The following is a 13,302-nucleotide window of genomic DNA, read 5'->3' as shown; positions in this document are numbered from 1 at the left end:
GGCCGGACATCCGGTACGGACGGCGCGCGGGATCATCCGTCGCCGGTGAACACCGACGGGCCGGGCGGCGCGACGTCGGTCGGCGGCAGCAGCCCGCCGGTGTCGGGATCGTAGCGGAAGGTCTCGCGGATCGCGTTGGTGTCGACGGTCAGCAGGCCTCGCGCGAGGTCGTCGGCGACGGTGATCCGCCGCGGCGCCTGCCCCGGACAGGCGACGATCGCACCACCCGCGAAGCCGCCGGCGCCGGCCGGGCGGATATGGCAGGGCGGCCCGTCCGCCGCGCCGAGATCGAGCCAGCCTTCGGCGGTGATGCGATGGGTGTAGACGGGACGCCCGTCCGCACCGATCGTCGTGAACGCCTCGCCGCGGCCGAAGCGCCGCTGCGGCGCTTCCAGCCCTTTCACCCCCACGACATTGTGGCTCAGCAAGCCGTCCGGCCCGATATAATAATGGCCGATCTGCGTGCCGATATTGTCCGGCCAGCGCAGATGCATGTGGATGTGCGGCGGGGAGTCGCGATGGTCGTGGGGGGCGTTGGTGTCGAAGCCCATGATCTGGATCGTCCCCAGCCCCGCCCGCCCGACATGCGCGCCCAGCCCGAGTTCGCGCACCACCTCGCGCTGCGCGAACTCCAGCGTGTCGGCCGCGGCGCGCTCGACCGCGGGGAAACGGCCGCCGGCATAATCGCCCGCGCGCCGCGCCGGGTCGGCATGTTCGAAGCGCAGCACCATGCCCGGCTCGACGATATGCGTCGCGACCTCGCCGGCGGTGATCGCATCCGCAGGCACCGGCGGCAGCGCCACGACCAGCCGCGCACCCGCGCGCCGGAACGGCAGGTCGCCGCCCTCGAGGATCACCCGCCGGATCGTCGCGGCCGGGCCGGCGAAACCGAGCTCCAGCGACCGCATCCGTGGCACCGACACGGCGACGACCGTCTCGCGGGCGTTGTCAGCGTTCCAATTGGCGTCGGTGACGATCCGGCACGCCGGACAGCTTGCCGGATCGAAGCGGACACCCCCGCCCGCGCCGCGCTTGACGAATTTGAGCACGACGCGGACCATCGGTTCGACCGGCACTTGGCCGACCTCCTGCGCCGCAGCCGCGGTGGCGGCGAGCATCAGGGCCGCCACCATCACCCCCGGCAGCGGCCTCATAGCTTCGGCGTCCACGACAGGCCGAGCCAGATCGTCCGCCCGACCGGGAAGAAGTAATTGACGTCCTCGCGCCGGCGCCCCTGACGGACGACGAATGCCTCCTTGGTCAGATTTTGCACCTGGCCGACGAGATCGAGCCCGTCGCGCACCGCAAGCCGCGCCTGCACGTCGAATTGCTGGCGCGGCTCCTGATAGAGGTCGCGCAGCGGCGTATCGCCGTCCGCCGATTGCAGCGCGCGGCCGATGCGATTGTACGAACCGCGCAGCTCGACCGGGCCGGTCACGTAGAAGACGGTGAGGTTGGCGATATAATCGGGCTGCTGGATCAATCCGCTGGTTCGCCGCGTCGCGGGCAGCCCCGTCCTGATCCCCGCCGCGCTGACCGGCTGGCGATACGATCCGTCGAGCAGCGTGACGTTGGCGTTGAAGCCGAGGCCCGGCACCGTGGCGATCCGATCGATCGTATAGCCGATCTCCAGCCCCTTCACCCGCGCCGACGCCGCGTTGCGCGGCGTGGTGACGAAGACATTCTGGTAAGTGACGCCCTGGAACGGCGTCGCCGGCCCTTGCTGGCTGCTGGTGAAGATCTCGTTGCGGATAGCCTTGGTGAAGGCGGCGACCGAGATCATGCCGGCGCCCGGATACCATTCGTAGGACAGGTCGTAATTCCACGCCTCGCGCGGCTTGAGGTCGGGATTGCCGGTAGCGATCGTCAGCGTGCCGTCGGTGCCGATCCCGAACGTGTTGCGGACGGCATATTGGCTGTAATCGGGTCGGCCGATCGTCTTCGACACGCCGGCGCGCAGCCGCATGCCGTCGCCGAGCTGATAGGTGGCAAGCGCCGAGGGCAGCCAATAGGCATAGCCGGTGGTGCGCCGCACCGCGCGATAGGCGGTCGCCGCGGTGCCGGTCGGCTGGTTGGTGTCGACGACGAGATGCGTATCATCGTAGCGCACCCCGGCCTGCACGTCGAAATCGTCGGTGCGGAACAGCGCCTGCGCATAGGCGGCCTTCGTCGTCTCCAGATCGCGGAAATCGTCGGCGGCATTGTTGGCGACCTGATTGGTCGCGACGAAGGCGCTGCGCGTCGCCGCGAACCGCTGCCACGCCGCCTGCCGGTCGATCAGCAGATAGGGGACGGCGGGCGTCATATAGGCGCCGGGGCGCCGGTCGTAGAGGATGCCGCGCATCGTCCCGATCGTCGTCTGCCCGGCGGCATCGGCGGGGACATATTCGGCATAACGCTGGTCATAGGCGAGATCGGTGCGCGTCACCGCCGCGCCGACCCGCGCGCCGAAGCCGCGGTCGGCCGCCGCGGCGTTGAGGCCGAGATCGACCCTGGCGAAATCCACCGTCGAATCGAGATCGCGATCGATGCTGCGATAGTAGAGCGCGCGATAGCTGTCCGGGTTGTTCGCCGCGGCGCCGTCGTTGAACGTCAGCCGCGGCCGGCCTTTGACGATGCGATAGGCATAGCCGAACGCCGGCAGATAGCCTGCCGTGGCGCTGCCCGCCTGCGGATTGGTGCCATATTTGATCATCTCGCGCAGCTCGCGATAGGTCGCCTGCGAACGCGCGAGCGTCGTGTCGAGCACGACGCCACCGCCGAAGTCGTGATGCCCCTTTGCGTCGACCAGCCAGGTGTCGCGCGTCACCGGCTGATAGGTCAGCCCCTGCTGCAGGTCGCCGCGCGCGAAGCGGCCGCTGCCCGGCGTGACGTCGGTCGGCGCGCCGGTCGGAATGGTCAGCATCTCGTACCGCGTCTCGGTATCGGTGTCGTGATAATAGCCGCCGAACAGCGCCAGCGCGGTCGCATCGTCGGGTCGCCATTCCAGCTTCAGGTTGCCGCTGAGCCGGGTGCGCATATTCTCGAAGAAATAGTCCTGGTTGCGCACCGGCACCGGATAACCGGTAGACAGGGTGGCGAACGGCGTGCGCGCCCCCGCGGCGGTGAAATAGGACCAGCCCGCGCCATTGCTGTCGCCGGGCAGTTCGGCGCGCGCGGTCGACGGCAGGCGCTGATATTCCGCCGAGGCGACGACGCCGAAATCGCGGTTGGCGCCGAACCGCGCCGCGGCGGTCGCATCGGTACGGATCGTCACGCCACCGCCGCGGATGAGCTTGCCTGCGGTGTCGTTGTCGCGGCATTGGCGTTGAGCACCAGACTGCGGTCGCCGCGGCCGTCGAAGGCGCTTTTCGACACGATGTTGATCTGGCCGCCGAGCGCGTGCGGATCATATTGCGCGCTGACGCTCTTGATCGCCTCGATCCGCGAGACGAGCGATGCCGGCAGCATCTCGAGCCGCGCACCGCGATAGACCCAGTCGGGCGAGGCGAGCGGAATGCCGTCGATCGTGACGAGATTGTAGCGCGGATCGAGGCCACGGATCGTCGCGCGCTGGTAGATGTCGCGGTTCTTGGTCGCGTCCGCCCCGCCGACCACCGACACGCCGGTGATCCGCCGGCTCGCCTCGACGATGTTGAGGTCGGGCAGCCGGCCGACATCGTCCTGCGCGACGGAATCGAGGATCACCGCCGCCTCGCGCTTCGCCTTGGTCGCCGAGCGCTGCGACGCGCGGAAGCCGGTGACGACGATGTCCGGCTGGTCGCCGTCGCTGTTCGCGTCCGGCGCGACGGCCGCGCCGTCCCTCACCTGCGCCTGCGCCTGCGCCGGCATTCCCGCCAGCATCGTGCCGGCCGCCAGCGTCAACAGCATGGAATGCCTCGATAGATATGTCATGAGCCCCCCGACTTCGTCAAATACATATCATCCTGTACGATATATATTTGACAGTCTGAAGACGCCGGGGCTAACGCCAGGTAGGTCGTCCTGTGCGTGAGGTTAGTGAAGATGAACCGCCTCTCCCTGACCCCGCGTGCACGCCGCGTGCTGACCCTCGTCAGACGGCACGGCAGCCTGTCGCGGTCGACGCTGATCCGCGACACCGGCCTGTCGGGCACCGCGATCTTCCGCGCCACCGAGGAGCTGGAGGCGGCGGGGCTGGTCCGCGCCGGCGAGGCGGTGGCGCAGGGTCGCGGCCAGCCGAGCGCCACGATCCACATCGCCCCCGATGCCGCCTTCAGCCTCGGCCTGTCGGTGATGACCGACCGTGCCGACGTGCTGCTGCTCGACCTCGCCGGGGCGGTGCGCGCGCGCCGCGAGATCAGCCTGCCGGGGATGCCGCGCGACGGGCTGCTCGACGCGGTCGTGCGGTTCCGCGACGAACAGTCCCTGCCCGACCAGATCGTCGGCATCGGCGTGGCGATCGCCGGCTTCTTCACCGCCCCGCGCACCGTCAACCCCGCCCCCGAGCTCGACGACTGGGCGCTGATCGATCTGGAGGCGCTCGTCAGCCGCCGCCTTGCCTTGCCCGCGATGGTAGAGAACATCGCCGCGGCCACCGCGATCGGCGAGCACCTGCTCGGCGTCGGCGCCGACTTCGGCAGCTTCTGCTACGTCAACGTCGCGGCCGGCTTCCGCGCCGCGACGGTCGTCGATGGCCAGCTGCTGCGCGGCCATCACGGCAATGCCGGCGAGATCGCCGGCCTGTTCCCCTTCGCCGGCCGCACCACGCCGAACCTCGGCGACCTTCGTGCCATGCTCGCGGCCCACGGCACCGAGTGTGACGGTATCGGCGATCTGGTGGCGCGGTTCGATCCGCGCTGGCCCGGTGTCGAGCCATGGCTCGACGCACGCCAGGAGTCCTTCACCTGGCTGTTCCAGACGCTGCGCTACGCCTTCGACTGCGAGGCGATCGTGCTTGGCGGCCGGCTGCCGCGCGCGCTTGCCCGCCGGATCGTCGACGGCGTGCAATGGCCGGTACTCACCCTGCCGGAGCGGCGCGGCGTTCGCGAACCGCCGGCAAAGCTCGCGGTGGCGGCGCTAGAGCCCGATCTGGCGGCACCGCTGGGCGCCGCGGCGCTGATCCTCCACCACCAGATGTTCGACTGATGGAACCGCCGTCGCAAGATCGCCCTCCCGCATGACGTACGATGCCGTTCGTTCGATTGGGACGATACCGCGGATACTCCCAGCCCAACGGCTTGCAAGGCGGTCGATCCACATTCCACTCCCGACCGCCCGACCGCTTTCAAGAACCGATCGCGGACGAATGACTTACTATGTGACGGCCCTCGACGCGGGCGTTGTCGACCATTATATACCGAGCGTTATGCAATCTGCTCCTGCCGTTGCGACGCGTGGCCGTCCACGCGAATTCTGCACCGAAGCGGCGCTGGCCGCCGCGCTCGGCGTATTCTGGGCGAAGGGCTATGACGGCGCGTCGATGGCGGATCTGACCGCGGCGATGGGCATCACCAAACCCAGCCTCTACGCCGCGTTCGGCAATAAGGAACAGCTGTTCCATCGTGCGCTCGATCTCTACGGCGCCGAGAAGATGGCCTATACCCGCGATGCCCTCAAACAGCCGACCGCCCGCGCGGTCGCCGAGCATCTCATGCGCGGCGCGGTCGTGGCGCAGACCAGCACTTCCGATCCCAAGGGCTGTCTGGGCGTCATCAGCGCCACCGCCTGCGGCGCCGAGGCCGAGTCGATCAGAGGCCATATCATCGAGCGTCGCGCCGCCGCGCATGCAGCGCTGGTCGAGCGCTTCCGCGCGGCGCAGCGCGATGGCGACCTTGCCCCCGGCGCCGATCCGGAAGGACTCGCGCAATATCTCTACGCGATGCTGCAGGGCATGGCGGTGCAGGCCGGCTCCGGCGCGACCCGCGCCGATCTGGACCGCGTCGTCGACATCGGGCTGATGATGTGGCCCAGCCGCTGAACGCGAAATAAATTACCGCCCGGTACAGAAATACGTTGATCTTCTCGGAAGCGGTTAATATACCATGCGGTACGGAATGAAACGCCACGCCGGCGGTTCACGATCGAAGGAGCCGACATGGATCCTGGACTGACCGGACGACCCGACGCGACCTGACGGTCGCGCCCGCCACTTCTCATCACGACCTGCCGCAACGGGCCGCCAGCGCCCGCCGGCTCCGTGCGCCCGCCACCGATCGATCGGTGTGCCCCGTCGTCGTCCGCGATGGCGGGCGGTGTTCGCGCACGTCCAATTCAGGGATCTCGCATGGCCTATCTGATGCTCGACGCCGACCGCCTCCCCGCCCTTCCCCCTGCCACACCGGCCGCGGTGCCGGCGATCGACGACCAACCTGCCGCCCGACTCACCGGGCTGGAATGGTCGGTCGTCGCCCTGGCACGCAAGGACGCCTTGTCGTCGCTCCGCCGCCCCGGCCGCATGGCCAGCGCGCTCGGCGCGCTGTTCCGGCAGCCGCACAACCCGATGCTCGCGGACGAGCGTCTGGAGGCGCTGCGCCGGATCGCGGTCTTCGCGTGGCATTACGGTTATACGATACCGAGCGCCGAGCTGACCCGCTTCCTCAACGCCGGTTTCTCGCCGGCGCAATATGAGCTGATGACGGACAGTATCGGCGTCGCCCGCCGCAAGACGATGGGAGCGCGTCGATGACCGTGCACGCCCCCGTGGACACGACCCACGCGACGCCGCTCGCCCCGCCAGCCGCGTCGTCGCCGCTGCTGCGCCGGTCGCTGTGGATCGGCGTCCCCGCCTTGCTCGCGATCGCCGCCGGTGTGGCGGTCAATCGCAGCGAGCCGGCGACTGCCTCGGCCGCCCCCGCACCGACCGTCACGGTCGCCGCGCCGCTACAGCGCGACGTCGCGCAATGGGACGATTTCGTCGGCCGCTTCGAACCGAGCCGCACAGTCGAGGTGCGCGCGCGCGTGTCCGGCGCGGTGACCGCGCTGCACTTCACCGACGGCGCGACCGTGCGACCGGGCCAGTTGCTGTTCACGATCGATCCGCGCCCGTTCGCCGCCGCGCTGGCCGAGGCCCGCGCCGGGCTGGCAAGCGCGCGCAGCGACCTCGCGCTGGCCCGCGCCAACCTCGACCGCGCCAACCGGCTGGAGGCGGAGGATGCGGTGTCGAAGGGCGAGCTCGACCAACTGAGCGCCCGCGTCCGCGCCGCCACCGCGGCAATCGCCGCCGCGGAGGCGCGCATCCGCGGCCGCGCGCTCGATGTCGAGTTCACGCAGGTCCGTGCGCCGATCGGCGGGCGGATTTCCAGCCGGCGCGTAGACCCCGGCAACCTCGTCGCGGGCGGCGACACCAGCGGCACATTGCTCACGACGATCAACGCGCTCGACCCGATCTATTTCACCTTCGACGGCTCGGAGGCGCTGTTTCTCAAGGGGAAGCGCGCGCGCGCCGTCGGCAATGTCGCCCCGGCGGTCGACGTACGGTTGCAGGACGAGAGCGATTATCGCTGGCACGGCAAGCTCGACTTCACCGACAACGGCTTCGATCCGCGATCCGGCACGATCCGCAGCCGTGCCGTGCTCGCCAACCCGGACATGTTCCTGACCCCCGGTCTGTTCGGCAACATGCGGCTGGCCAGCGGCGGCACCACGCATGCGCTGCTGGTGCCGGATGCGGCGGTGCAGACCGATCAGGCGCGCAAGACGCTGCTGACCGTCGCCAGCGACGGCACGGTGGTGGTCAAGCCGGTGACGCTCGGTCCGGTGGTCGATGGCTTGCGGATCGTCAGCGGCGGGCTGTCGCGCGGCGATCGCGTCGTGATCGGCGGCACGCAGATGGCGATGCCGGGAACGAAGGTGAAGGTGCGCGCAGGCCGCATCGCGCCGGTCGTCGCCGCCCCCGCCCCCGGCGGCCTGTCGCCGACCACCGGCGAGGCGACCTTCACCTCCTGACGCTTCGCCGACCCACGTCCCGGCCGTCTTCATCCTCGGAAAGGGGGAGCCTATCATGCGCCTGTCGCGCTTCTTCATCACCCGCCCGATCTTCGCGGGCGTCATCGCGGTCATCATCACGCTTGTCGGCGCCATCGCTTACTGGGGGCTGCCGGTCGCGCAATATCCCGACATCGTGCCGCCGACCGTGACGGTTTCCGCCAGCTATCCCGGCGCGTCCGCCGAGACCGTCGCGGAGACGGTCGCCGCGCCGATCGAGCAGGAGATCAACGGCGTCGACAACATGCTGTACCAGTCGAGCCAGTCGACCGGCGACGGCAACGTCACGATCACGGTCACGTTCAAGATCGGCACCGATCTGGATGCGGCGCAGGTGCTGGTGCAGAACCGGGTCGCGATCGCGGTCCCCCGCCTGCCCGAGGAGGTGCAGCGGCTGGGCGTCGTCACGCGCAAGACCAGCCCCGACTTTCTGATGGTCGTCAATTTGATCTCGCCCGACAATTCGCTCGATCGCGGCTATATCTCCAATTACGCGCTGACCCAGGTCCGCGACCGGCTCGCGCGGATCGACGGCGTCGGCGACGTGCGCCTGTTCGGCAGCCGCGACTATGCGATGCGCGTCTGGATCGATCCCGGCCGCGCCGCCGCGCTGAACCTCACCGCCGGCGATATCGTCGCGGCGCTGCGCGCGCAGAACGTGCAGGTCGCCGCCGGTTCGCTCGGCCAGCCGCCCTATTCGCACGGCAGCGCCTTTCAGCTCAACGTCGAGACGCAGGGGCGCCTGCTCGAACCGGGACAATTCGCCGACGTCGTGATCCGCACCGACGCCGACGGACGGCAGGTGCGCGTCCGCGACATCGCGCGCGTCGAACTGGGTGCGCAGGACTATAATTCCAACACCTATCTGTCCGGCCAGCCGACCGTGATCGCGGCGGTGTTCCAGCGTCCCGGCTCCAACGCGCTCGCCGCCGCCGAGAAGGTCGAGGCGGAGATGCAGGCGATGTCGAAATCCTTCCCCAAGGGGCTGGAATATCGCGTCATCTACAATCCCACCGAATTTATCGCGCAATCGGTGGATGCGGTGATCCACACCCTGTTCGAGGCGATGGTGCTGGTCGTGCTCGTCATCCTGGTGTTCCTCCAGAAATGGCGCGCAGCGATCATCCCGATCGTGGCGATCCCGGTGTCGCTGGTCGGCACGTTCGCGGTGCTCGCGGCGGTCGGCTATTCGCTCAACACACTGTCGCTGTTCGGATTGGTGCTGGCGATCGGCATCGTCGTCGACGATGCAATCGTGGTGGTCGAGAATGTCGAGCGCAATCTGGCGCGCGGCCTGCCGCCGCTGGAGGCGGCGATGGTGTCGATGGACGAGGTGTCCGGCGCGCTGGTCGCGATCGTGCTGGTGCTCTGTGCGGTGTTCGTGCCGACCTTATTCCTCACCGGTCTCTCCGGCGCCTTCTATCAGCAGTTCGCGGTGACGATCGCGACGGCGACGGTGATCTCGCTGATCGTCTCGCTGACGCTATCGCCCGCGCTCGCCGCGATCCTGCTGCGCGCGCACGACACGCACGAGGGCGGCAACCGCGCCATCCGCTTCGTTCGTGCCGCGGGTGACCGTTTCAACACCGGATTCGAGCGGTTGAGCGTGCGCTATGCCGCGCTCACCGCCCGGCTGGTGCGACGGCCGAAGCGGATGATGGCGGTCTATGCCGGGCTGATCGTCGCCACCGTCGGTCTGTTCTGGGCGACGCCGACCGGCTTTATCCCGGCGCAGGATCAGGGCTATTTCCTGACCATCGTCCAGCTCCCCGCCGGCGCCTCGGTCGAGCGTACCGACGCGGTGGTGCAGAAGGTCGCCAAGCGCATCCTGCCGCTCGCCGGCGTCAAGGGCGTGGTGATGCTGGCGGGCTTCGACGGACCGTCGCAGACGCTCGCCCCCAATACCGCCGCCGCTTATGTGCCCCTGAAATCGTTCGCCGAGCGCGAAAAGCTGGGCGTCACCTTCGCGGGGCTGATGGACGCGACCCGCAAGGCGACCGCCGACATCGACGAGGCGCGCATTCTCGTCGTCCCGCCGCCGTTGATCCAGGGGATCGGATCGGCGGGCGGCTATCGGCTGATGGTGCAGGACCGGCAGGGTGCCGGATACAAGCAGCTCGACGCCACCGCGGGCGCATTGATCGCCAAGGCCAACCAGACCGAGGGGCTGGCGCAGGTCTATACCTTCTTCAACACCGCGACGCCGCGCATCTTCGCCGATGTCGATCGCCCCAAGGCCGATATGCTCGGCGTGCCGCCGGCGCGCGTCTTCGAGGCGTTGCAGGTCTATCTGGGCAGCGCGTTCGTCAACGACTTCAACCTGATCGGCCGCACCTATCGCGTTACCGCACAGGCCGACGCGCCGTTCCGCTCCACCCCCGCCGACATCGCCGACCTCAAGACGCGATCCGACAAGGGCGGGATGGTGCCGCTTGGGTCGGTCGCGACCTTCCAGGACCGCACCGGTCCGTATCGCGTCACGCGCTACAATCTCTACCCGGCAGTCGAGGTCGATGGCGACACCGCGCCCGGCTATTCCTCGGGTCGGTCGCTGATCGCGATGGAGAAGCTCGCCGCCGACACGCTGCCGCGCGGTTATGGCAGCGAATGGACCGGCATCGCCTATCAGCAGAAAGCGGCGGGCAGCATCGCGGGGATCGTCTTCGCGCTGGCAGTGGTGTTCGTCTTCCTGGTGCTGGCGGCGCAATATGAGAGCCTGCTGCTGCCGCTGTCGATCGTGCTGATCGTGCCGATGTGCCTGCTGGCGGCGATGATCGGGGTCAATCTGCGCGGGCTCGACAATAACGTCCTGACGCAGATCGGGCTGGTCGTGCTGATCGCGCTCGCCGCCAAGAATGCGATCCTCGTCGTCGAATTCGCCAAGCAGGCCGAGGAGCAGGACGGCCTCTCGCCGGTCGAGGCGGCGGTACAGGCCGCGCAGGTGCGGCTGCGTCCGATCCTGATGACCAGCTTTGCGTTCATCCTCGGAACGGTGCCGCTGCTGGTCGCCAGCGGTGCGGGCGCGGAGCTGCGGCAGGCGCTGGGGACGGCGGTGTTCTTCGGGATGATCGGCGTCACCGGCTTCGGGCTGATCTTCACGCCGACCTTCTACGTCGTGTGCCGTGCGCTCGGCCTGCGACTTGCCGCGCGCCGCGTCCGCCATGATGCCGCCGATCCCGCGCTCCAGCCTGCCGAATGAGGAGGGCCGATATGCTCAAATCCCTGACCACCGCCGTCTCGCTGCTTGCGCTCGCCGCCTGCGCCGCCGGACCGGACTATCGCCCGCCCGCCACACCGGCGACTGCCGCCGCACCGTTCATCGCAACGAGTGCCGCGACCAATACCACGCCGCCCGACGACCATTGGTGGCGGCTCTACGACGACCCCGTGCTCGACGGGTTGGTGGCACAGGCGCTGGCCGCCAACACCGACCTGCGCGTCGCGGTCGCCCGTCTCGCCCGTGCGCGCGCTGCGCTTCGCGAGGTGCGTACCGACCGCACCCCGCGCGCCACGCTGGGCGCCGGTGCCAGCTACAACCGCTTCTCGCAGGCGCAGCGCCCGCCCGGCGTCGGCAGCGAGACGTGGCTGATCGACGGCGGACTCGACCTGTCCTACGAGGTCGACCTGTTCGGCCGCATCGCGCGCAACGTCGCCGCCGCGCGCGGTGACGTCGCGGCCGCCGATGCCGACGCCGATGCGGTCCGCGTCGCGATCGTCGCGGACACAACACGCGCCTATGCCGACGCCGCCGCCGCGGCCGAGCGGATCGCGGTGGCCGAGCGGATCGTCGCACTTCTCGACCGGCAGGTGCGCACCACCGAACGCCGCGTCGACGTCGGCATGACCACCCCGCTCGACACCGCGCGGATCGCCGCGCTCCGCGACCAGCGCAGCGCTGATATCCCGCTGTTGCAGGCCGAGCGGCAGGCGGCCTTGTTCCGCCTTGCGACGCTGACCGGCCGCACGCCGCAGGAGCTACCCGCGATCGCCGCGCAGCGCACCGCGACGCTGCGCCTGACGCAGCCGATCCCGGTCGGCGACGGCGCCACGCTGTTGGCGCGCCGCCCCGACGTGCGCGCCGCCGAGCGCCGGCTGGCGGCGGCGACCGCGCGGATCGGCGTGGCGACCGCCGACCTCTATCCGCGGATCACCCTGGGCGGGTCGATTGGGCAGACCAGTACCGGGCTGGGCAATCTGTTCGGCGCCGGACCGCTCAACTTCCTGCTCGGTCCGCTGCTCAACTGGACGGTCAACCGCGACCGCGCGCGGGCGCGGATTGCCGGGGCGGAGGCCGATACGCAGGCGGCGCTGGCAACCTTCGACGGCACCGTCCTTACCGCGCTCGGCGAAACGGAGACGGCCTTGTCCAATTATGCCCGCGCGCTGGACCGCCGCACCGCGCTGCAACGCGCGCTCGACCAGGCCGATCGCGCCACCCGCATCACCCGCGCGCAACGCCGCGAGGGGCGGATCGACAGCCTATCGCAGCTCGACGCCGAACGCACGCTCGCCGATGCGCAGGCCGCGCTCGCCGGGCAGGACGCTGCGATCGCGACCGCGCAGATCGACCTGTTCCGCGCCCTGGGCGGCCGCTGGGCGCGCGAGACGGCGGGAGGCGGGCGGCAATCCTAGACGATCGGTCTAGCCAATGATACGTCAGGTCCATGTCACCTCCGCCTCCCGATACCAGTACGCGTGCCACGATCCTCGCGACGGGCCAGACGATCATGAGCCGCAAGGGGTTTTCGGCCGTCGGCCTGACCGAGATCCTGAAGGACGCCGGCGTACCCAAGGGATCCTTCTACCACTATTTCGCATCGAAGGACGCGTTCGGCGAGGCGATGCTCGCCGCCTATTTCGACGATTATCTTGCCGAGATGGATGCTTTGTTCGCGCGGCCCGGCCTGACCGGGGCCGAGCGGTTGATCGCCTATTTCGCGGCCTGGCGCGACAATCAGGGCGCGCTCGACTGTCAGGGACGCTGCCTGGCGGTCAAGCTCGGGGCCGAGGTCGCCGATCTGTCCGAGCCGATGCGGCTGACGTTGAAGACGGGTACCGCCGCGATCATCGCGCGTATGACCCGCATGGTTGGAGATGGCGTCGCCGATGGCTCGGTCGGCGTGACCGGGACGGCCGAAGACGTGGCCGCGTCGCTCTATCAGCTCTGGCTTGGCGCCAGCGTGATGGCGAAGATCGTGAGGACACACGCGCCGTTCGACGCCGCGTTGTGCTCGACCCGGCAGCTTCTCGGCCTGACGCCGTGACGGAAGCCGAGCCAGCATCCTGAACCATCGACCCACGAAGCTGTAGACGACCGGTCTAATACGATCTATGTCGAGCTTCGTCACAGCGAAGGAA

At 69.2% G+C, this 13,302-nt stretch carries 10 protein-coding genes; 7 read left to right on the top strand and 3 right to left on the bottom strand.

From position 1 onward, the window contains the following. Positions 1–32: 32 nt before the first annotated feature. The 3 genes from MC45_RS02690 to MC45_RS02680 are packed head-to-tail and all read right to left on the bottom strand — an operon-like array spanning position 33 to position 3,870. Positions 33–1,154, bottom strand: a complete 1,122-nt coding sequence (locus tag MC45_RS02690) for a hypothetical protein (protein ID WP_218916694.1) — start codon at positions 1,152–1,154, stop codon at positions 33–35. Further along, positions 1,151–3,256, bottom strand: coding sequence for a TonB-dependent receptor (locus MC45_RS02685; protein ID WP_038659174.1), 2,106 nt, complete (start codon positions 3,254–3,256; stop codon positions 1,151–1,153). The genes MC45_RS02690 and MC45_RS02685 overlap by 4 nt, the downstream gene beginning before the upstream one ends. After that, on the bottom strand, positions 3,253–3,870 hold the full coding sequence (locus MC45_RS02680; RefSeq protein ID WP_038659172.1) for a TonB-dependent receptor plug domain-containing protein: 618 nt from the start codon (positions 3,868–3,870) through the stop codon (positions 3,253–3,255). Before MC45_RS02680 ends, MC45_RS02685 begins: the two co-directional genes overlap by 4 nt. A 135-nt stretch (positions 3,871–4,005) precedes the next feature. Here MC45_RS02680 and MC45_RS02675 point away from each other — a divergent pair, with 135 nt between their 5' ends. The 7 genes from MC45_RS02675 (at position 4,006) to MC45_RS02645 (ending at position 13,208) form a co-directional block, all read left to right on the top strand. Beyond that, positions 4,006–5,106 (top strand): ROK family transcriptional regulator, encoded by a 1,101-nt coding sequence (locus MC45_RS02675; RefSeq protein ID WP_081974311.1) that lies wholly within the window; start codon positions 4,006–4,008, stop codon positions 5,104–5,106. A gap of 220 nt (positions 5,107–5,326) precedes the next feature. Continuing rightward, positions 5,327–5,938: a TetR/AcrR family transcriptional regulator gene (locus MC45_RS02670; RefSeq protein WP_169742516.1), complete on the top strand. Its 612-nt coding sequence runs from the start codon at positions 5,327–5,329 to the stop codon at positions 5,936–5,938. Positions 5,939–6,244: 306 nt separating this feature from the next. Next, on the top strand, positions 6,245–6,646 hold the full coding sequence (locus tag MC45_RS02665) for a hypothetical protein (RefSeq protein ID WP_038659170.1): 402 nt from the start codon (positions 6,245–6,247) through the stop codon (positions 6,644–6,646). Next, positions 6,643–7,905 carry an efflux RND transporter periplasmic adaptor subunit gene (locus MC45_RS02660; RefSeq protein WP_038659169.1) on the top strand — a complete coding sequence of 421 codons (1,263 nt, stop codon included), beginning with the start codon at positions 6,643–6,645 and terminating at the stop codon, positions 7,903–7,905. Before MC45_RS02665 ends, MC45_RS02660 begins: the two co-directional genes overlap by 4 nt. 55 nt (positions 7,906–7,960) lie before the next feature. Continuing rightward, positions 7,961–11,143, top strand: coding sequence for an efflux RND transporter permease subunit (locus MC45_RS02655; RefSeq protein WP_038659166.1), 3,183 nt, complete (start codon positions 7,961–7,963; stop codon positions 11,141–11,143). Positions 11,144–11,154: 11 nt separating this feature from the next. Beyond that, positions 11,155–12,576, top strand: a complete 1,422-nt coding sequence (locus tag MC45_RS02650) for an efflux transporter outer membrane subunit (RefSeq protein WP_038659163.1) — start codon at positions 11,155–11,157, stop codon at positions 12,574–12,576. A gap of 32 nt (positions 12,577–12,608) precedes the next feature. Further along, positions 12,609–13,208, top strand: a complete 600-nt coding sequence (locus tag MC45_RS02645; protein WP_038659160.1) for a TetR/AcrR family transcriptional regulator — start codon at positions 12,609–12,611, stop codon at positions 13,206–13,208. The last annotated feature ends 94 nt before the right edge of the window (positions 13,209–13,302 follow it).

Source organism: Sphingomonas taxi (assembly GCF_000764535.1).
Classification (GTDB): domain Bacteria; phylum Pseudomonadota; class Alphaproteobacteria; order Sphingomonadales; family Sphingomonadaceae; genus Sphingomonas; species Sphingomonas taxi.
Note: the sequence above shows the minus strand (reverse complement) of the source record. Positions and strands in the feature narration are given on the sequence as shown.